The sequence below is a fragment of the Roseateles sp. genome, from assembly GCF_036404855.1.
Taxonomy (GTDB): domain Bacteria; phylum Pseudomonadota; class Gammaproteobacteria; order Burkholderiales; family Burkholderiaceae_C; genus Pelomonas.
In genome coordinates, this window is record NZ_DASWYS010000105.1 from 1 (window position 1) to 19846 (window position 19846).

Consider the following 19846-nt stretch of genomic DNA (forward strand, 5'->3'; position numbering starts at 1 on the left):
GAATGAGGCGCACGGTGCGGCCTTACAAAGAACGACGTTGACGACTTACTTCAGGTTGTAGAACGCAGCACGGCCCGGGTAGCTGGCGATGTCGCCCAGGTCTTCCTCGATGCGCAGCAGCTGGTTGTACTTGGCCATGCGGTCCGAGCGCGACAGCGAGCCGGTCTTGATCTGGCCGGCGTTCAAGCCGACGGCGATGTCGGCGATGGTGTTGTCCTCGGTCTCGCCCGAGCGGTGCGAGATGACGGCCGTGTAGCCCGCGCGTTTGGCCATCTCGATGGCGGCGAAGGTCTCGGTCAGTGTGCCGATCTGGTTGATCTTGATCAGGATGGAGTTGGCGATGCCCTTCTCGATGCCCTGCTGCAGGATCTTGGTGTTGGTGACGAAGAGGTCGTCGCCGACGATCTGCACGTTCTTGCCGAGGCGGTCGGTCAGCAGCTTCCAGCCGTCCCAGTCGCCTTCGGCCATGCCGTCCTCGATGGAGATGATGGGGTACTTGTCGACCCAGGTGGCCAGCATGTCGGTCCACTCGGCCGCGGTCAGCTGGATGCCGCCCTCACCCTCAAGCACGTACTTGCCGTCCTTGTAGAACTCGCTGGCGGCGCAGTCCAGGCCGATGGCGATCTGCTCGCCGGCGGTGTAGCCGGCCTTGTCGATGGCCTGGAGGATCAGCTGGATGGCAGCCTCATGGCTCTCGACGCTGGGGGCGAAGCCACCCTCGTCGCCGACGGCGGTGGAGATGCCCTTGTCGTGCAGGATCTTCTTCAGTGCGTGGAAGACCTCGGCACCCCAGCGCAGGGCCTCGCGGAACGAAGGCGCGCCCACGGGGATGATCATCAGCTCCTGCAGGTCCAGGCTGTTGTTGGCGTGGGCGCCGCCGTTGATGACGTTCATCATCGGCACGGGCAGCTGGCAGCCGTTCATGCCGCCGAAATAGCGGTACAGCGGCAGGCCGGACTCCTCGGCGGCGGCGCGGGCCACGGCCATGGAGACGGCCAGCATGGCGTTGGCGCCCAGGCGACTCTTGTTCTCGGTGCCGTCCAGGTCGATCAGGGTCTTGTCGAGAAAGGCCTGCTCGGAGGCGTCCAGGCCCAGCACGGCCTCGGAGATTTCGGTGTTGATGTGCTCGACCGCCTTAAGCACGCCCTTGCCCAGGTAGCGGGCCTTGTCGCCGTCGCGCAGCTCGATGGCTTCGCGCGAACCGGTGGAGGCACCCGAGGGCACGGCCGCGCGGCCCATGACGCCGGACTCCAGCAGCACGTCGCATTCGACGGTGGGGTTGCCGCGGCTGTCGAGGATCTCTCGGCCGACGATGTCAACGATGGCGCTCATTCAATGTCTCCAGAAAGTGAAAAATTCGGGCGGGCGCAAGTTTGCCAAGTAGGCGTTACCGCGTCACATCATTCGGGGGGCTCAGAGCCCTTCAATCAAGACCATGCGCATGACGGCGATGTTCTCGCGGGCCTGCCGCGCGGCACCATACTCGGGTGAGTCGTGGAAGGCCCGGGCGGCTTCGGGCGTCGGGAACTTCAGCAGCACGACCCGCTCCGGCGCCCAGTCTCCCTCCAGCACCGTCACCTCGCCACCGCGCACCAGCACCTCGGCGCCGTGCGTCTTCATGGCCAGCGTCGAGAGGCGGCGGTAGTCCTCGTACTGTTCGGGGTTGTTGACCGTGACGTTGGCGAGGATGTATGCACAGGGCATGGCGACTCAGCAGGAAAAGTCATTTTCCAGGAGGGGTTGCTGCTTGACGACGCGATCCAGCGCCACCAGTTGCTCCAGCAGGGTCTTCATGTGCTTGAGCGGCACGGCGTTGGGGCCGTCGCTGAAGGCTTCGGCCGGGTTGGGGTGCGTCTCCATGAACAGACCCGCCACGCCCACACCCACGCCGGCCCGGGCCAGCACGGGCACCATCTCGCGGGCACCGCCGCTGGAGCCACCGAGGCCTCCGGGCTTTTGCACGGAGTGGGTGACGTCGAACACCACCGGCGCGCCGGTGTTGCGCATCTCGGCCAGGCTGGTCATGTCGGCGACCAGGTTGTTGTAGCCGAAGCTGACACCGCGTTCGCAGGCGAGGAAGAGGTCCTCCGACAGGCCCACCTCGCGGGCGGCGGCGCGAGCCTTGTCGATGACGTTCTTCATGTCCCAGGGCGCGAGGAACTGACCCTTCTTGATGTTGACGGGCTTGCCCGACTGCGCGACGGCACGGATGAAGTCCGTCTGGCGGCACAGGAAGGCCGGAGTCTGCAGCACGTCGACCACGCTGGCGACCTCGGCGATCTGGGTGGCGTCGTGCACGTCGGTCAGCACCGGCAGACCGGTCTGGCGGCGCACCTCGTCGAGGATCTTCAGGCCCGCCTCCATCCCGACGCCGCGTTTGCTGGTGCCGGAGGAGCGGTTGGCCTTGTCGAAGGAGCCCTTGTAGATCAGCGGGATGCCGAGCGCCGTGCAGGCTTCCTTCAGACGGCCGGCGACGTCGAGCGTCAACTCCAGCCCCTCGATGGAGCAGGTGCCGGCGATCAGGAAGAAGGGTTTGTCGATGCCGACGTCGTATCCGCAGAGCTTCATGATCAGGCCTCGTGCTTGTGGTTCAGGGCCGCCTTGATGAAGGCCGTGAACAGCGGGTGACCGCCCCACGGGGTGGACTTGAACTCGGGGTGGAACTGCACACCGACGAACCACGGGTGAACGTCCTGCGGCAGCTCGATCATCTCGGTCAGCTTCTCGCGCTGGGTGATGGCCGAGATGACGAGGCCCGCCTTCTGCAGGCGGTCAAGGTAGTGCTCGTTGGCCTCGTAGCGGTGGCGGTGGCGCTCGTTGACGACGGGACCATAGATGTCGGCGGCCAGCGTGCCCGGCTTGACGTCGGAACTCTGCGCGCCCAGACGCATGGTGCCGCCAAGGTCAGAGTTGGCATCGCGCTTTTGGATGCTGCCGTCGGCGTCCTGCCACTCGTCGATCAGGGCGATGACGGGGTGGGGGGTGGCGGGGTCGAACTCGGTGGAGTTGGCGTTTTCCAGGCCGGCCATGTGGCGGGCGTACTCGATGGTCGCGACCTGCATACCCAGGCAGATGCCCAGGTAGGGGAGCTTGTGCTCACGGGCGTACTGTGCGGCCAGGATCTTGCCTTCCACGCCGCGCTTGCCGAAGCCGCCGGGCACCAGGATGGCGTCGAACTTGCCGAGTTCGCCGACCGTCTCGTGAGTCAGCGTCTCGCTGTCGACGTACTCGATCTTGACGCCGGCATGGTTGTGGATGCCGGCGTGGCGCAGCGCTTCGTTGAGCGACTTGTACGAGTCCGACAGATCGGTGTACTTGCCGCACATGGCGATGGTGACCTGTTCCTTGGGGTTCTCGACCTCGAACACGAGGTTGTCCCAACGCTTGAGGTCGGCACTCTTGGTGTTGAGCTGCAGCTTGGTGCAGATCAGCTGGTCCAGTCCCTGCTCGTGCAGGACGCGCGGCACCTTGTAGATGGTGTTCACATCCCACATCGAGATCACGCCGTACTCGGGCACGTTTGTGAAGAGGGAGATCTTCTCGCGCTCGTCGTCGGGAATGCGGCGGTCGGCGCGGCACAGCAGCGCGTCCGGCTGGATGCCGATCTCGCGCAGCTTCTGCACCGTGTGCTGCGTGGGCTTGGTCTTGAGCTCGCCGGCGGCGGCGATCCACGGCACGTAGGTCAGGTGCACGAAGGCGACGTTGTTCGGGCCCGCTTTCAGGCTCATCTGGCGCGCTGCCTCGAGGAAGGGCAGGGACTCGATGTCACCCACCGTGCCGCCGATCTCGACAATGGCCACGTCCACCGCGTCAGGTGTGCCTTGGCCGGCACCGCGGCGGATGAACTCCTGCATCTCGTTGGTGATGTGCGGGATCACCTGAACCGTCTTGCCGAGGTAGTCGCCGCGGCGCTCCTTCTCCAGCACCGACATGTAGATCTGGCCGGTGGTGAAGTTGTTCGCCTTCTTCATCCGTGTCGTGATGAAGCGCTCGTAGTGGCCCAGGTCCAGGTCGGTCTCTGCGCCGTCATCGGTGACGAAGACCTCGCCGTGCTGGAACGGCGACATCGTGCCGGGGTCGACGTTGATGTACGGGTCCAGCTTGATGAGGGTGACTTTGAGGCCGCGCGATTCGAGGATGGCAGCCAGGGAGGCCGACGCGATGCCCTTGCCCAAGGAGGACACCACACCGCCGGTGACGAAGACGTATTTGGTCATGTCTTGCAGCACGCCAGAACAGCATGCTGTGGTGGGAAATTGCGATTGTACGAGACGGTCAGACCGGCCCCAGCAGCTCCAGCACCAAGTCCGCCGTCTCGTCAGGCTTCTCGAAGGGGAAGAGGTGGCTGCCCTCCATCCAGCGCCAGAGGTCGCCCGCCAGTTTCATGGACGCGGCGGCGCCGGCCTGGCGCAGCTCGGACGAACGCGTGCCGCCGACGAAGGCCACCGGGCACTGCGGCGGGCGCAGGCGCAGCAGCAGCGGCAGGTGGTGGGGCAGCGTCCGGTAGATGTGGGCCTCGACCTCGCGGCGAAAGCGCAGGCGCACCTGGCCGTCGTCCTCGGCTTCGAAACCGGCCGCGATGTAGTCGGCCAGCACCCGCGGGTCCCAGCGGGCGAACATCTTCTTGCCCGAGAAATGCTTGTGGACGGCCTCGCGGTCCGGCCAGGCATGGCGGCGCTCGCGGGCGATCTTGGACGGGCCATAGCGGTGGATCAGGCCGGTCGTCTTGGCCATTGCGACGGCGGCGGCCTTCCAGCCGGTGACGACGGGCGAGTCCAGCATGACGAGCTGGGACACCAGTTCCGGCCGGCGGCAGGTCGCCAGCAGGCTCACCATGCCGCCCAGCGAGTGGCCCACCAGGGCCACCTGGCCTTCGGGTTTGACCTCGGTGTCGATGAAATGCAGCAACTGGTCGCGCAACTTGCGCCAGTCGCCCGTGACGGGGAAGCGCGGGTCGTGGCCGAAGCGGTCCAGCGCTTCGACGCGCCAGCCGGCCGCGCGCCAGCGCTCGAACAGCACGCGGTAGCAGCCTGCGGGGTAGCTGTTGGCGTGGGAGAAGACGAGGGTGCGTTGGGGTTGGGCGGACATGCCGGCATCTTCGCAGCCCGGGCATGCGCCCCCAACCTTGGGGGCGACTACGCGTCGCACTTGCCCGTGCATGCCCTTGCCGGGTGCAGGCGATGCGCGGGTGCGCATCGCCCGGACAGGGGGATGGCGCTAGAGCTGGCGGCTTGCCGCGGCCAGGTGCTTGAGCTTGTAGAGCGCTTCCAGGGCCTCTCGAGGCGACAGGGCGTCTGGATCCACCTTGTCCAGCGCCTGCACCAGCTCGCTGGGCTCGGGGGCCGGCGGCGGGGCGGGCGGGGCGGCGAAGAGGTCGAACTGGTCGTCGGCCGCGTTGGAGCGGGCCTCCAGCGCTTCGAGCGTCGCGCGTGCCTGGCGCACCAGGCTGGCGGGCATGCCGGCCAGCCGGGCGACCTGGACGCCGTAGCTGCGGCTGGCCGGACCGGCCTGCAGCTCGTGCAGGAAGACGATGTCCTCGCCGCTCTCCACGGCCGAGACGTGCCAGTTCTGAGCCATCGGATGTTTGGCGGGGAACTCGGTCAGTTCGAAGTAATGCGTCGCGAACAGCGTGAAGGCACGGGTCTTGTCGTGCAGGTGGCTGGCGATGGCGCTCGCCAGCGCCAGACCGTCGAAGGTGGAGGTGCCGCGCCCGATCTCGTCCATCAGCACCAGTGACTGGTCGGTCGCCGAGTGCAGGATGGCCGCGCCCTCGGTCATTTCCAGCATGAAGGTGGACTGCGCATTGGCGAGGTCGTCGGCCGCGCCGATGCGGGTGTGGATGGCATCCATCGGTCCCAGGCGGCAGCTTGCCGCCGGAACATAGGAGCCGATGGCCGCCAGCAGCGCGATCAGTGCCACCTGGCGCATGAAGGTGCTCTTGCCGCCCATGTTGGGGCCGGTGATGACCAGCATGCGGGTGCGTGCATCCAGCCGACAGTCGTTGGGCATGAACTCGGTGCCACCCGTTTCAGCCAGGCGCGCCTGTACGACCGGGTGGCGGCCGGCCTCGATCTCCAGGCACGGCTGCGCCACGAACTCGGGCCGGCACCAGTTCAGCGTGACGGCGCGCTCGGCCAGGGCCGCCAGCGCATCCAGCCCGGCCAGTGCCCGGCCCAGCGCCGTCAACGGCTCAAGCCTGCTGATGAGGGCATCGATGACCTGTTCGTACAGCAGCTTCTCGCGGGCCAGCGCCCGTTCATTGGCAGAAAGGGCCTTGTCCTCGAAGGCCTTCAGTTCGGGCGTGATGTAACGCTCGGCATTCTTCAGCGTCTGCCGGCGCTGGTAGTCCATCGGCACCTTGTCCACCTGGCCCTGCGTGACCTCGATGTAGAAGCCGTGCACGCGATTGAACTGCACGCGCAGGTTGGCGATGCCGGTGCGGGCGCGCTCGCGGGTCTCCAGGTCCAGCAAGAAGCCGTCGCAGTTCTGCTGAATGCCGCGCAGCTCGTCCAGGTCGGCATCGAAGCCGTCGGCGATGACGCCGCCGTCGCGCGGCAGCAGGGCCGGCTCGGCGGCGATGGCCCGTTCCAGCAGCTCGAGGATGTCGGCCGGCGGATTCATGGCTGCGTCGCGCAATGCGGCCGGCGTGGCTGCGCGCAGCGCGGGCAGGGCCTGCAGCGTCGCGCGCAACCCGGTCAACTCGCGAGGGCGCACCTGGCGAAGCGCGATGCGGGCGGAGATGCGCTCCACGTCGCTGACCGACTTCAGTGCCTCGCGCAGCGGCTCGAAGCCTTCGGCATGCAGGGCCGCGATGGCGTCATGGCGTGAGTGGGCCTCGGCACGCTCGCGCTTGGGGCTCAGCAACCACTGGCGCAGCATGCGGCTGCCCATGCCGCTCTTGCAGGTGTCCAGCAGCGAGAAGAGGGTGGGGCTCGACTCGCCGCGCAGCGTCTGTGTCAGCTCCAGGTTGCGCTGCGTGGCGGGCGGCAGGTCCATCAGCTCGCTGGCGCGCTGCACGCGCAAGGAGCGGACATGGGCCAGTGCCCGGCCCTGCGTGTGCTCGGCGAACGCCAGCAGCGCACTCGCGGCCGCATGGGCCAGGGGCAGCTCATGCGCGTTGAAGCCCTGCAGGTTGGCCACGCTCAGCTGCTCGCACAGCTTGCGCTGACCCAGGGCGCCGTCGAACTGCCAGCCCGGCCGGTTCGTGACCGGGAAGCGGGCCCGCATGACACCCGCCGGCTGCTGCTCGCGGTTGACCAGGATCTCGGCCGGCATCAGCCGCGCCAGCCAGCCCGGGAGCTCCAGGTCGCTGCATTCGGCCAGGCCGATCTCGCCCTGCGTCAGCGACAGCCAGGCCAGTCCATGCCGGCGGCCATGGCCGCTGACGCTCAGCAGCACCGCGTCCTGCTTGTCGGCCAGCAGCTCAGTGTCGGTGATGGTGCCCGGCGTGACGACGCGCACCACCTTGCGCTCCACCGGCCCCTTGCTCGCGCCGACCTCGCCGACCTGCTCGGCGATCGCCACCGCCTCGCCCAGCTTGATGAGCTTGGCGAGATAGCTCTCCAGCGCGTGCACCGGCACGCCGGCCATGATGACGGGCTGGCCAGCGCTCTGGCCGCGCTGCGTCAGCGTGATGTCCAGCAGCGCATTGCATTTGCGCGCGTCGTCGTAGAAGACCTCGTAGAAGTCGCCCATCCGGTACAACAGCAACGTGTCCGGGAAGTCGGTTTTGAGGCCCAGGTACTGGGCCATCATGGGCGTGTGCGCGCTGAAGTCGGCGGGCTGGCTCATCGAGATCTTTTTAGGAATAGCAAAGCCCTCGGCGGAGGGCTTTAATCGGCGGGGCAGTTTAAGCGGGCGGCACGGGGTCGCCCGCACGGAGGACACGGACATGACAGCTTCCCTGGTGCCGCGCGGTGCGCGGCTGGCCTGCGCAATGGTTGCGCTGGCCTGCATGACGGCACAGGCCGGGCCATCGGTCTGTGCCGACGTGGCGGCCCAGGCGCGCAAGCTGCCGGATTCGGCGTGGAATGCCCCCGAGCCGCTGGCGCCCTGGCTGCGGCGCCAGGAGCCGCGTCATCCGCGCGCGTCGCTGTCGACGGTCGAGGAAGAGGTGCTGGAGAACCCGCGCTGGCGCCAGGCCCTGGGGGCCGCCCCGGAGCAGACGCTGTCCATCGAACGTCTGCAAGGCACACCGGTCCATCGCGTGGACCAGGTGGCCGGCACCGCCAACTGCCAGAGCTACGTGCTGATGGAGGCCCGGCCCGGCCTGCCAACGCGGGCGCTGGAGACGCCGATTCGGGCTGAACAGCCCATGGGCCTGTGCGTGACGCAGTCGGCGTTTTTCGCCATCGTGCAGGGGCAGCCGGCGCTGGTAGTGGGTGGGGCGGATTCCATGCTGGGCCTGGACCAGCACTACCGGGTCTCGACCTGGGACGGCAGGGGCTGGACCCCGGCCTGCTCGCTTGCGCTGAAGCTGCGGGAGCGGCTGCGCCAGACCGAGCGGCGCTGCCTGGGCGACACCGGCTGGTGCGATGCAGCCGAGGCGCTGGCGCACGACCTGGCCCGGGCCTACGACGACGACCGCCGCGGTGGTGCCGGCCTGGAACCCCTGGCCTTTGCCGCTGGACGCGAACCCGACCGCTTCTTGCGCGCGTCGCTTCGGTTGCCCGATGCCGGTCCCGGCGCTGCGGGAGATCCGGCGCTGCAACTGCCCGTGATGGGTGGCGAGAGCCGCGAGTCCAACGCCTTCTTGTCCAGCTATGCCAATGTGGACCTGCGCCGCCTGGCCGTGTGGCTCGACGGTCGTTGGTGGCTGGCTGTGGTGGGGCGGGCGGGGGTGGGCTGGCGGGAGTCCACCAGCACGTTGGTGACGCTATACGCCCCTCTGGGCCGCGCCGTCGACGTCCGGGCGGGCTTTCGCTTCACGCTGGAAGCGTCGGGGCTGGCTGCGGCGACGGCATCGGATTAGCCCACCAATGACAGAGGCCCGCTTTCGCGGGCCTCGATCCTTGCGCATGCCGGCCGGCTTGCAGGCCAGCGGGCGTTCGTCGTGTCTTGGACAGCGGCGCTGCCCTCGGCCGCGACTCAGTCTTCCGACTTGAAGACCAGCTTGACTTCGTGCGTCTGCGAGGCGCCCGTGCCTTCGAACTTCCACTGGCTCAGGGCGTCGATGGCGGCGCGGTCGAAGATGCGCTTGGGTTCGGCTTCGACGATGTCGACGCCCGAGACCTTGCCGTCGCCGGCGATGGTCATCTTGGCGCGCACGCTGCCCGCGCTGATGTTCTTCTTGATGGCTTCGCCGGGGTATTCGGGGGCAACCTTCTTCAGGACCTTGGCGTCGGCATGGGCCAGGGAGGCGACGGCGGCGAGGGCGAGGGCGACAGCGGTACGGGCAAACATCTCAGGGCTTCTTTCGGCGATTTGGATCGATGGAATAAACGGCTTTTGGCCGTGTTGCAAAACGTATTCTGGCCAGTCGAACCCCCATGGGTAAGGGGGGTCGCCGTGCATAAGTCACGCCGCAATGCTCGGGTTTGCCCGTAGATGTCACCCCTGTCAACTCCGTCACGGCGCGCGCAAGGAAAAAGGGGGCGAGCGGGCCGGTTCGGCCGGCTTCAGGCTGCGGTGTCGTCGCCGATCTCGTCCTTCTTGATGCGCACGGGGCTGCGCTTCTTAGGTGTGGCCGGCGCCGGCGCGGAGGCAGCCTCGGCCGTTGCCGTTGCCGGTGCCGCTGCCGGCGCGGCGGCGTCTTCATCCTTGATGACGCGGGTGTAGGGCGAAAGCATCGTCACGAGCTGCGCGTAGATCTTGGGGTTGCCCGCGACGACTTCGCGCTGGTGCAAGAAGTCGGCCTCGCCGGTGAAGTTGCCGATCAGGCCGCCGGCCTCGCTCACGATCAGCGACCCGGCTGCGACGTCCCACGGCTGCAGGCCGGTCTCGAAGAAGGCGTCGTAGTAGCCGGCGGCGACGTAGCAGAGGTCCAGCGCCGCAGCGCCAGGGCGACGCAGGCCGGCGCAGTGCTGCATGACCTCCTCGAACATCTTCACGTAGCGCTTGAAGTTGTCGCCGCGGCGGAAGGGGAAGCCGGTACCGATCAGCGCGTCGCTCATGCGGGTGCGCTTGGACACGCGCAGGCGGCGGTCGTTCAGGAAGGCGCCGCGGCCCTTGGTGGCGTAGAAGAGGTCGTTGCGGGTCGGGTCGTAGACGACGGCCTGTTGCACGACGCCGCGGTGGGCCAGCGCGATGGACACGCAGTACACCGGCAGACCGTGGATGAAGTTGGTGGTGCCGTCCAGCGGATCGATGATCCAGACAAACTCGGAATGCTTGGCGCCGTGGGTGCGGCCGGACTCTTCGGCCAGGATGCCGTGGTCGGGATAGGCGCCCAGCAGCGTCTCGATGATCACCCCTTCGCAGGCATGGTCGACCTCGGTGACGAAGTCGTTCGGGCTCTTGGTGTTGATGCGCAGAGCTTCGAGGTCCAGCGAGGCGCGATTGATGATGGCGCCGGCCGCGCGCGCCGCCTTGATGGCGACATTGAGCATGGGATGGAGAGACGTCTGCTGCATGCGGTGCACTCGCTGGGAAGAAGGGGCTGACAGGAGGAAAGAGCGGCGGGGCGGGCCCCGGATAATTGCGCGATTCTAGCCGCTCGCTCCGTACAAACCCGTGGAATCCACACGCTTCGTTCTCATCAACACCAGCCATGCCGGCAACGTCGGTGCCACAGCGCGGGCGATGAAGGTGATGGGTTTTCGCGACCTGGTGCTGGTGGCGCCGCGCTTTGCCGACGTGCTTTGCCACGAGGAGGCGGTGGCCATGGCCAGCGGCGCGGCCGACATCCTGGCGCGTGCCCGGGTCGTGCCGACGCTGGCCGAGGCCCTGGACGGCGTGGACTTCGCCTGCGCCACCGCGATGACGCCGCGGGACTTCGGCCCGCCCACCCGCGAGCCGCGTGCGCTGTTCGCCGAGCTGGCTGCCCGCGACGCCACACCGCGCCTGGCCTTGGTGTTCGGCTCCGAGCGCTACGGCATGAGCAACGAGGACGTCTACCGCTGCCACGCGGTGCTCAGCATCCCGACGCATCCCGACTACGGCTCGCTCAACCTCGCCCAGGCCGTGCAACTGCTCGCCTATGACCTGCGGCAGGCCCTTGGCGGATTCGACGTCCAGGCTCGTACGCCCGACCCCGGGCTGGCCGACGCCCGTGCCGTGCAAGGCCTGCTGGAACACCTGCAGGCCGCCCTGACCGACATTGGCTACCTGGACCCCGCCGCGCCCAAGAAGCTGATGCCGCGGCTCAACCAACTCTTCAACCGGGCCGGCCTGACGAACGAGGAAGTCCACATCCTGCGTGGCATCGCCCGGCAGATGCAGAAGACCGCAGTCTCAGCAGGCCCAAGGTAGCCCCACCTACACTGAGCTGCCTTTTCCCACCGGCAGCACCATGTTCCAGCGCCTGCGCGAAGACATCGCCCTCATTCTCGAACGCGATCCGGCCGCCCGGTCGGCGTGGGAGGTGCTGACCTGTTATCCGGGCCTGCATGCACTGATGCTGCACCGCAGGGCCCACTGGTTCTGGCAGCGTGGCTTCAAGTGGCTCGGCCGCTGGATCTCCCACTGGAGCCGCTGGCTGACCGGCATCGAGATCCACCCCGGCGCCAAGATCGGCCGCAAGGTCTTCATCGACCACGGCATGGGCATCGTCATCGGCGAGATGGCCGAGATCGGCGAAGGCTGCACCATCTACCAGGGTGTCACGCTGGGCGGCACTTCGCTGGTCAAGGGGGCCAAGCGCCACCCGACGTTGGGTCCCGGCGTCATCGTCGGCGCCAATGCCAGCGTGCTGGGCGGCTTCACGGTCGGTGCCGGCGCGCGCATCGGCTCGGGCGCCGTCGTGACCAAGCCCGTGCCGGCAGGCGCGACGGCGGTGGGCAACCCGGCCCGCATCATCGAGGCCGCCAGCGATCAAGCCCGTGAAGAAGCCGCAGCCCGGATGGGCTTCTCTGCTTATGGCGTGACCCAGGGCGACGACCCGGTCGCGCTGGCCATGCGCGGGCTCATCGACAGCGCCTCCGGCCACGAGCACCAGATCGCGCTGCTGTGGAACGCGGTCTGCAAGCTTTCGACGCAGGCGGGCCGACCCATCGGTGACTGCGTGCCGGACGATGCCCAGCGCGACGAGACTTTTGACGCGGTGGAGATGAATCGACTCGTCAAGTGAAACTGCCCGTTCGCGGGCAGCCGCGAGCTGGATGAGAATCGCGGGTCCGGGCCCTGATGGCCTGCCCTCTGCGACGACCTGTTGTGCTTGTGAGCGAGTTACGACTGCGGCTTTCCTCCGGCTGGCGATGGCTGCTTGGTCTGGCGGTGGTCGTCGTCGTCGCCACCGCCAGTGCGGCGCCGCAAGGCAAGCGCTGGTCCGGCCTGGCCGACATCACCTTCCAGCACCTCAGCCAGGAGCAGGGCCTGCCCAATGCCATCGCCACCGCAGTGGCCGAGGATGGCCAGGGTTTCCTGTGGGTGGGCACGTTGGGCGGTCTGGCGCGGTGGGACGGCTACCGCTTCAAGGTCTACAAGGGTGGCCTCCAGCAGCCCGGCGCGCTGCCGGACAACTACGTGCAGTCCCTGCATGGCGACGCAGCCGGCCGGCTCTGGGTCGGCACCAGCGCGGCAGGCCTGCTCAGGCATGACCCGGCAACCGACCGCTTCGTCGCCATCCCGGTCGGCGGGCCGCAGGGCCTGAGCCATGTCAGCGTGCGCCAGATCGCCGATGACGGCGCCGGTGGGCTGTGGGTCGTCACGGACGGCGGGCTGGACCATCTGGACCCCGTCAGCGGGCGCGTGCAGCACGCCAGCGCCGCAGGCGCCTGGGCCGAAGCGGCCGGCCCCCGCGTCTGGACCGTGCTGCTCGACCGCCGCGGCCAGCTCTGGATCGGCAGTGCGGCGGGTCTGTTCCGTCGCCCGGCGGCGGGAGCGCCCCTGCAGGCCGTGCCGCTGGCATCCGGCCGCACCGTGCAGCCGCAGGCGCTGGCCCAGGATGGATCGGGTCAGATCTGGGTCGGCAGCCTGCACGAGGGAGTCTTCCTGCTCGGCCGTGACGGTGACGCGCCGGCCGTCGAGGTGCGCGAATCCGGCACGGGCGGGAAGGGAGATCTCTTCGCCAACAACCAGATCACCCGCCTGCTGGAAGTGCAGCCGGGCGAGATGTGGGTGGCGACGCTCGGCCAGGGCGCCGTGGCCGTGGACATCGAGAGCCGCGAGACCCGCCGCGTCCGCCATGTCCCGGCCTGGCCGGTCAGCCTGGCTGACAACGCGTTGCGCACCCTCTATCGTGACCGCGCCGGCCTGGTCTGGGTGGCCTCCGACCGTGGCCTGAGCCGTTACGACCCGCGCCAGGGCGGCGTGCTCACCCGGCTGGGGGCCAGCGCCGACATCGGCGACGCGCTGGATCCGCGTTTCATCAGCACCGAGATCAGCTGGATCCTGCCGATGCCCGATGGCCGGTTGTGGCTGGCCACGCACAAGAGCGGCATCGACATCCTCGACACCAGCGGTGCCCGCGTGTCGGCCCTGCTCCCCGATGCCCGTCGGCCGGACAGCGCGCTGCCCTCTGACATCGTGCTGGGGATGGCGCGGGTGGGCGATGGCAGCGTGTTCATCGCCACCAAGCGCGGCCTCTATCGGGCCGACCCGGACGGACGACGCGTGAAGCGCGTTGCCCTGGCGGGCCGAGACCCTGCCGCGTCGACCTGGGCCTTGCTGGCCGACGGTGACACCTTGTGGATCGGTGGTCAATTCGACGGCTTGTGGCGGCTGGACCTGGTCAGCGGCCGCGGCGCGGCAGTGGTCCCGGCGGCGCCAGGCCTGACGGACCAGCGCATCATGGTGCTGGCCCGCGGTGCGGGGGGCGAACTCTGGGTCGGCACGCGCAACGGGCTGAATCGCGTCGACCCCGTCAGCCACAGCGTCGCGCGCTATCCGGCCGGGCCCACGCAGCCGCTCGGACTGTCAGCTGGTTTCGTGACCGCGCTGATGCTGGATGCCGGGGGGCGGCTGTGGGTGGGCAGCTATGGCGGAGGCATCGACGTGCTGCCGGCGCCAGGCCGTGGCGATGCGATGCGGCGCCTGGGCATGGCCCAGGGCCTGCCCGACAGCACGGTCAACGCGCTGCTGCAGGACTTTCAGGGCCGCGTCTGGGCCAGCACCGACGACGGCCTCGCGCGCATCGACGCCGAGACGATGGCGGTGCATGCACTGCGCCGTGCCGAGGGCGTCGTCTTTCCGACCTACTGGACTGGCGCCGCGGCGCGGACCGAGCGCGGCGAGCTGCTGTTCGGTGGCGCCGGTGGCATGACGGTGGTGTTGCCGGAGAAGCTGCGGGCCTGGGACTACCGACCCCAGGTGCTGGTGGCGGACGTCCAGATTGGCGGCCGATCTGCGCCGCTGGCACCGGGCGGCTCCGGGATGCTGTCGGTGCCGGCCGACGGCAACAGTCTGGCGGTGGAGTTCTCATCCAGCGACTTCTCGGCGCCAGAGCGCAACCGCTATGCCTACCGCCTCGAGGGTTTCGATGCGGGCTGGATGGCGGCCGATGCTTCGCGGCGCCTGGCGGCCTACACCAACCTGCCGCCCGGCTCCTACAAGTTGCGCCTGCGGGCCTCCAATCGCGATGGCCAATGGGGCGAGCGCGAGCTGGTTCTGCCGGTCAGGGTGGGCGCGGCCTGGCACCAGACCTGGTGGTTCCGGGCGGTGCTGGCTCTGGTGCTCGCGCTGCTGCTGATGGCGGCCGTGGCGGCGCGGACGCGGCTGCTGCGCCACCGGCAGCTGGAGCTGGAGCACAAGGTGCGGGAGCGCACCGCCGAGCTGCGGGCGCTGCACCAGGCGCTGGAGGAGAAGTCGGCGCAACTGGAGCTGAGCAGCGTGACCGATCCGCTGACAAGCCTGCACAACCGTCGCTTCCTGACCGACCACATCGACCAGGACCTCGCGGCCAGCCTGCGCCGTTCGCAGGAGACGCTGGCCGCGGGCGGACAGCCGCTGGATACCGACAACGTCTTCCTGCTGCTCGACATTGACGCCTTCAAGCGCATCAACGACCGCCACGGCCACGCGGCCGGCGATGCGGTGTTGGTGCAGTTCGGCGCGAGGTTGCGCTCGGTGCTGCGTGAGTCCGACTACCTGGTGCGCTGGGGCGGCGAGGAGTTCCTGGCCGTTGCGCGCGACACCGATCGCGCGCGGGCCGAGGAGCTCGCCGAGCGCATGCGGGCCGTGGTTGCCGCCACGCCCTTCAGACTGGACGACGGCAGCGAGCTCCCCGTCAGCTGCTCGGTCGGCTTCGCCTGCATGCCCTTCGAGCTGGAGCGGCCGCAGGCGCGCAGCTGGCAGCAGGTTGTCAATCTGGCCGACTTGGGCCTGTACGCCGCCAAACATTCCGGCCGCAACGCCTGGGTGGGTGTGCATACGGCCGTCGGGCGAGGGGCCCTGGGGCAGCGCATCGTGGGGGAGTTCGGCATCAGCAGCAGCCGCGAGCTGGAGGACGTGGTCGTCGCGATACGCTCGTCTTCGACACCCGATGCCGTTGTGGGTTGACGCAGGTCTGCCCGCCGGCACGTGAGGCCGTGGCCATCCTGGGAACACCCCTAACTAGACATGCCCGACGAGGCTTGATGCAATGCAACATCATTTTTCACCCCGTGCATGAAACTCATTGGTTTTTGGTTGCTGGTTCTCCTCGCCGTGCTGGTGCCGGCGACAGCCTCCATTGCCACATCGATGATCTGCCCGACGGTGTCGGTCGCCAAGGCACACGCCCGAGGGATGTCCCTCCAGGCGGAGAGCGGCACCAAACATGCGACGGCATCGGGATCACACGCTCGGGTTGCACTGGCAAAGGCCAAGTCCTCCAAGCCGTCCGACAGCACAGATCAGCAAGCCGACCACTGCTGTGACGCAACACCGTGCAGCCAGTGCGCGGGTTGCGGCACCTGCGCCTCGATGGTTGCAGCGAACTTCGGCGCACAGGTGCGCCCACTCGCCATGGCGCCATTGCTGGACAGCGGTGGGCCGCGCGCGGAGTTCCTGCTCTCCGGCCAGGAGCGCCCCCCTAGAAGCAGCTGACTCAGCAGACCGCCAGCAGGCGGCAGGCACGAACGTGCTTGCCGGCCGTGCCGGCCAGGAACGGCTGAGTTGCATGCCTCGATCGACGGGCCGGGTCTGCTGACCTTCCAGCCTTCTGCGAAGGCTGTCCCGCCCCGTCCATCGTCATGTGCTCGCCATCGAACAATGGGTTCGAAGGTGCTCTGAGTTCGTGCTGAGCCATCCCGAGGATGGCAGCGCGCGGCACCCAACTGGATGTACATGATGTCTACGAAACTTTCGCAAACTGCGGTCGCCGCGGCCGTTCTCCTCTTCATCAACAGCGCCGATGCGCAACAGGCCCCGGAAGCCGGCGCGGGGCAGACCTCATCTCTCGAGAAGGTCCAGATCACTGGCAGCCGCATCAACCTCAAACAGGCCCAGATCTCGGGCGTCGGCCCGGTCACCGTGATCGATGCCGAGACCATCCAGCGCACCGGCGCGATTTCCGCCGAGACGCTGCTCCAGAGGTTGCCGGCCTCGGCTGGCGGTGCCGGCAACCAGACGAATGCCTACTGGACCGGCAATGGCTATGGCACCACCCAGGTCAATCTGCGCGGCCTGGGTATCAACCGGACGCTGGTCCTGCTCAACGGCCGACGCGTCGTCAACGGCGGAACGGGTGCCAACAGCGCGGTCGACCTGAACATGATCCCGGTCGCCATGATCGAACGGGTCGAGGTGCTCAAGGACGGCGCCTCCGCCATCTACGGCGCGGATGCCGTGGCTGGCGTGGTCAACATCATCACCAAGACGGGTCTCAAAGGGGGCGAGGCCTCGGTGCGCTATGGCGAGACATCGCGCGGCGACGGCAGCGAGACTGCCGTCGACCTGGCCTGGGGCCTTCAGTCCTCGAATGGCTCGTTGGTCGCTGGCATCAACTATTCCGAGAGCGGTGCCATCAACATGGCCACGCGTGCGCCCTGCGGTCTCGGCGAGGTCAGCGGCAAGCTGGAATGCGCGGGCAGCTCGGCCACCATCGGCGGCCGCGCGCGCCTGGCCGACGGTCAGCGGATCAATTTCAACCAGACGCCGGGCGGCAACCCCAGCGCCTACGAGACTTACTCGGCAAGCAAGCACAACTACAACAGCAACCCGGCGCTGAACGCGGTCAACCCGATCAAGCGCCTGGGCATGAGCGCCTTCGGCACGCTGAACCTGAGTGAGAACGCCCGGCTCTTCACCGAGATGCTGTTCTCGCACCGCGAGTCGAATCAACTGGCCACGGCCGGCTCGCTGGGGGTCTATCGGACGATCAACATCGCCGCCAACCATCCCACGAATCCGACGGGCCAGAGCCTGGTGCTTGAGCGCCGGCGACTGGAGGAGGGCGGCACCCGCACCTTCTCGCAGGAGTCCAACATCTTCCGCGTCGTCGCCGGGGTCAAGGGCAGCATCGGCAATGATTGGGAATGGTCTGCCGCCGTGAACTGGGGGCGCAACACCGGCTCGGACGGCACGACCAATGTCGCCAACCTGGATCGGGTAGACCTGACGTTGGACCGCAGCAAGTGCAGCACCACGCCTGGCGCCGCCATCCCCTGTGGCAACTATCTCGGCTACGGGAACCTGACGCCTGAAGTGCTGCGCTACATCATGGCGACGACCCGGGATACCGGGGGCAATGACCAGAAGGGCATCAGCGCCAACGTCAGCGGCGAGCTCTTCTCGCTGCCAGCCGGCCCGGTCGGATTCGCCGCAGGCGCGGAGGCCCGCAGGGAAAGCGGCTGGCGCAACCCGGACAACCTGACGGTGCTGGGCATCGCCAACACCAACCGGCAGGACCCGATCGCGGGCTCGTATGACGCCCGCGAGGTCTACGCCGAGCTGGCGGTGCCGCTGCTCAGGCGGCTGCCCTTCGTCGACTCGCTGCAATTCAACACGGCCGCGCGCTATTCCGACTACAGCCTGTTCGGTTCCAAGAGCACCTACAAGGCTGGCCTGGACTGGCAAGTTGTGCCCAGCCTCAAGCTGCGCGGCAACGTCTCATCGGCCTTCCGCGTGCCCAACATCCCGGAGCTGTACGGCGGCGTCTCCGAAGGCAACCTCACGACCACCGACCCCTGCAGCAACTGGAGCGCGCTGCCCACGACATCGGTCGTGTCGCAGAACTGCAAGGCCGCCGGCGTGCCGGCCGGCTTCAAGCAGCTGGGCAACACCATCCTGACCACGGTGGGAGGCAACCCCAGGCTGGAGCCGGAGGACGCCAAGACCATCACTGCCGGCGCGGTCTGGTCGCCGCTGAAGACGCTGACCCTGACGCTGGACTACTACAGCATCAAGATCACCAACGCGATTCAGAGCGTGGCCGGCTCGACCAAGCTTGCCACCTGCTACAACACGCCGGGCTTGGCCCACATCTTCTGCAGCCCGGCCAGCTTCACCCGCAACAAGGCCACCGGCGAGATCGATTTCTTGTCGTCGCAGCCGGTCAACGCGGCGGACGAGAAGATCTCGGGCATCGACGTCGGGGCCTTGTACGAGTTCAACCTGGCAGGCATCACGACCACGCTCAACGCCGAGCTGTCGCACCTGAGGAACTACCAGGTCCGTCCGTTCCCGGGCGCGGCTGCCATCGAGTACACGGGCAAGATCACCGGTGGCCGCGGCAGCTACACCCAGTGGCGCTCGCTCGGCTCGCTGACGATGGCCAAGGGACCCTGGTCGGGGGCGTACACGGTCCAGTACATCGGCGCGGCCGACGACATCAACGCCGCGGCGACCGACATCGGCGCCAGGGCGCCTGCCGTGACCTACCACTCGGCCCAGCTGAAGTACGCCTACAGCAAGCAGCTGGACTTCGCCGTCGGCATCGACAACCTGTTCGACAAGAAGGCGCCGTTCATCAAGTCCTACACGGATGCGAACACCGACACGATGACCTACGACCTGCAGGGCCGTCGCTGGCACGTTCGCGCCGGCTATCGCTGGTAAGTCCAGCGGGGCGCCGCGGTTTGCCCCGCGGTGCCCCGTGACGTATCAAATGCAGTGAGACATCTCCTATGAACCTACCCTTCTGGGTGCGCCGAGCCCACAAATGGATCGGCCTCGTCATTGGCGTCCAAGCCTTGCTCTGGATGCTCAGTGGCGTCTACATGACGGTGATCTCGCTGGACGTAATCCACGGAGACCATCTCGCCCATGTCTTCGATGAGCCACTCGAGCGCAGTGCAGAGCGACTCGATATCAATCAGCTGGCCAAGCTGCGCCCGGGCTTCGAGTCACTCAAGCTGAAGAACTTCCTGGGCAAGGAGGTCTATGAACTCCGCGCCGGCGGCAAGACCAGCTTGGTGGATGCCCGGTCGGGCGACCTGTTGAGCCCGCTGCCGCGCGAGCAGATCGTGGCCCGTGCCAAAGACATCTACCAGGGTGAAGCTGAGATCCGTGAAGTGACCTGGATCACTCAGGCACCGCAAGAAGTGGCCAAGCGCCCGGTACCGATGTGGGCCGTGCGTTTCGACGACCGCGCCAACTCGACGCTTTACTTTTCACCGGACAGCGGCGATCTGCTCGCCCGTCGCCACGACCTGTGGCGCTGGTTCGATTTCCTGTGGATGTTCCACATCATGGACTACGACACCCGTGACGATGTCAACAACAGCCTGTTGCGGATCGCAGCTGGCGTCGGCCTTGTGTTTGCCCTGAGCGGTGCATGGCTGGTGTTCTACAGCTTTCGGCGGAGGGCACAGGCATGAGCCCCTGGATG

15 protein-coding genes are annotated in these 19846 nt (G+C 67.8%); 7 read left to right on the forward strand and 8 right to left on the reverse strand.

Annotation, left to right across the window (positions count from 1 at the left end):
- Positions 1-45: 45 nt before the first annotated feature.
- The 6 genes from eno to mutS form a co-directional block, all read right to left on the reverse strand.
- Positions 46-1332, reverse strand: a complete 1287-nt coding sequence (gene eno / locus VGF12_RS06700; RefSeq protein ID WP_331175263.1) for a phosphopyruvate hydratase — start codon at positions 1330-1332, stop codon at positions 46-48.
- Positions 1333-1413: 81 nt separating this feature from the next.
- On the reverse strand, positions 1414-1704 hold the full coding sequence (locus tag VGF12_RS06705; protein ID WP_331175264.1) for a DUF1330 domain-containing protein: 291 nt from the start codon (positions 1702-1704) through the stop codon (positions 1414-1416).
- Positions 1705-1710: 6 nt separating this feature from the next.
- Positions 1711-2568: a 3-deoxy-8-phosphooctulonate synthase gene (gene kdsA / locus VGF12_RS06710; protein ID WP_331175265.1), complete on the reverse strand. Its 858-nt coding sequence runs from the start codon at positions 2566-2568 to the stop codon at positions 1711-1713.
- A gap of 2 nt (positions 2569-2570) precedes the next feature.
- Positions 2571-4217, reverse strand: coding sequence for a CTP synthase (locus tag VGF12_RS06715; protein ID WP_331175266.1), 1647 nt, complete (start codon positions 4215-4217; stop codon positions 2571-2573).
- Between the two features lie 58 nt (positions 4218-4275).
- Complete coding sequence (locus VGF12_RS06720) at positions 4276-5088, reverse strand: alpha/beta hydrolase (protein ID WP_331175267.1); 813 nt, start codon at positions 5086-5088, stop codon at positions 4276-4278.
- A 129-nt stretch (positions 5089-5217) separates the two neighbouring features.
- Entirely contained in the window at positions 5218-7791 is a 2574-nt protein-coding gene (gene mutS, locus VGF12_RS06725; RefSeq protein ID WP_331175268.1) for a DNA mismatch repair protein MutS, read from the reverse strand.
- A gap of 100 nt (positions 7792-7891) precedes the next feature.
- Between mutS and VGF12_RS06730 the strand changes: the two genes are divergently transcribed.
- On the forward strand, positions 7892-8971 hold the full coding sequence (locus VGF12_RS06730) for a hypothetical protein (RefSeq protein ID WP_331175269.1): 1080 nt from the start codon (positions 7892-7894) through the stop codon (positions 8969-8971).
- 116 nt (positions 8972-9087) lie between these two features.
- Here VGF12_RS06730 and VGF12_RS06735 read toward each other — a convergent pair whose 3' ends face one another.
- Both VGF12_RS06735 and VGF12_RS06740 read right to left on the reverse strand, forming a co-directional pair.
- Positions 9088-9402 (reverse strand): energy transducer TonB, encoded by a 315-nt coding sequence (locus tag VGF12_RS06735; protein ID WP_331175270.1) that lies wholly within the window; start codon positions 9400-9402, stop codon positions 9088-9090.
- A gap of 215 nt (positions 9403-9617) precedes the next feature.
- Positions 9618-10571: an inositol monophosphatase family protein gene (locus tag VGF12_RS06740; protein ID WP_331175271.1), complete on the reverse strand. Its 954-nt coding sequence runs from the start codon at positions 10569-10571 to the stop codon at positions 9618-9620.
- Between the two features lie 100 nt (positions 10572-10671).
- Here VGF12_RS06740 and VGF12_RS06745 point away from each other — a divergent pair, with 100 nt between their 5' ends.
- The 6 genes from VGF12_RS06745 (at position 10672) to VGF12_RS06770 (ending at position 19835) form a co-directional block, all read left to right on the forward strand.
- Positions 10672-11409: an RNA methyltransferase gene (locus VGF12_RS06745; RefSeq protein ID WP_331175272.1), complete on the forward strand. Its 738-nt coding sequence runs from the start codon at positions 10672-10674 to the stop codon at positions 11407-11409.
- Between the two features lie 40 nt (positions 11410-11449).
- Entirely contained in the window at positions 11450-12226 is a 777-nt protein-coding gene (gene cysE / locus VGF12_RS06750; protein WP_331175273.1) for a serine O-acetyltransferase, read from the forward strand.
- 89 nt (positions 12227-12315) lie between these two features.
- Positions 12316-15594, forward strand: a complete 3279-nt coding sequence (locus VGF12_RS06755) for a two-component regulator propeller domain-containing protein (protein ID WP_331175274.1) — start codon at positions 12316-12318, stop codon at positions 15592-15594.
- A gap of 108 nt (positions 15595-15702) precedes the next feature.
- Complete coding sequence (locus tag VGF12_RS06760; protein ID WP_331175275.1) at positions 15703-16122, forward strand: hypothetical protein; 420 nt, start codon at positions 15703-15705, stop codon at positions 16120-16122.
- Positions 16123-16365: 243 nt separating this feature from the next.
- Positions 16366-19074, forward strand: a complete 2709-nt coding sequence (locus VGF12_RS06765) for a TonB-dependent receptor (protein WP_331175276.1) — start codon at positions 16366-16368, stop codon at positions 19072-19074.
- 68 nt (positions 19075-19142) lie between these two features.
- Positions 19143-19835: a PepSY domain-containing protein gene (locus tag VGF12_RS06770; RefSeq protein WP_331175277.1), complete on the forward strand. Its 693-nt coding sequence runs from the start codon at positions 19143-19145 to the stop codon at positions 19833-19835.
- Positions 19836-19846: the final 11 nt, after the last annotated feature.

Coding starts and splice junctions, on each gene's coding strand:
- mutS (WP_331175268.1), bottom strand. CDS start 7,791: ATGAGCCAGCCCGCCGACTTCAGCGCGCACACGCCCATGATGGCCCAG.
- VGF12_RS06770 (WP_331175277.1), top strand. CDS start 19,143: ATGAACCTACCCTTCTGGGTGCGCCGAGCCCACAAATGGATCGGCCTC.
- VGF12_RS06765 (WP_331175276.1), top strand. CDS start 16,366: ATGTCTACGAAACTTTCGCAAACTGCGGTCGCCGCGGCCGTTCTCCTC.
- VGF12_RS06730 (WP_331175269.1), top strand. CDS start 7,892: ATGACAGCTTCCCTGGTGCCGCGCGGTGCGCGGCTGGCCTGCGCAATG.
- VGF12_RS06705 (WP_331175264.1), bottom strand. CDS start 1,704: ATGCCCTGTGCATACATCCTCGCCAACGTCACGGTCAACAACCCCGAA.
- VGF12_RS06715 (WP_331175266.1), bottom strand. CDS start 4,217: ATGACCAAATACGTCTTCGTCACCGGCGGTGTGGTGTCCTCCTTGGGC.
- kdsA (WP_331175265.1), bottom strand. CDS start 2,568: ATGAAGCTCTGCGGATACGACGTCGGCATCGACAAACCCTTCTTCCTG.
- VGF12_RS06720 (WP_331175267.1), bottom strand. CDS start 5,088: ATGTCCGCCCAACCCCAACGCACCCTCGTCTTCTCCCACGCCAACAGC.
- VGF12_RS06760 (WP_331175275.1), top strand. CDS start 15,703: ATGAAACTCATTGGTTTTTGGTTGCTGGTTCTCCTCGCCGTGCTGGTG.
- VGF12_RS06740 (WP_331175271.1), bottom strand. CDS start 10,571: ATGCAGCAGACGTCTCTCCATCCCATGCTCAATGTCGCCATCAAGGCG.
- cysE (WP_331175273.1), top strand. CDS start 11,450: ATGTTCCAGCGCCTGCGCGAAGACATCGCCCTCATTCTCGAACGCGAT.
- VGF12_RS06735 (WP_331175270.1), bottom strand. CDS start 9,402: ATGTTTGCCCGTACCGCTGTCGCCCTCGCCCTCGCCGCCGTCGCCTCC.
- eno (WP_331175263.1), bottom strand. CDS start 1,332: ATGAGCGCCATCGTTGACATCGTCGGCCGAGAGATCCTCGACAGCCGC.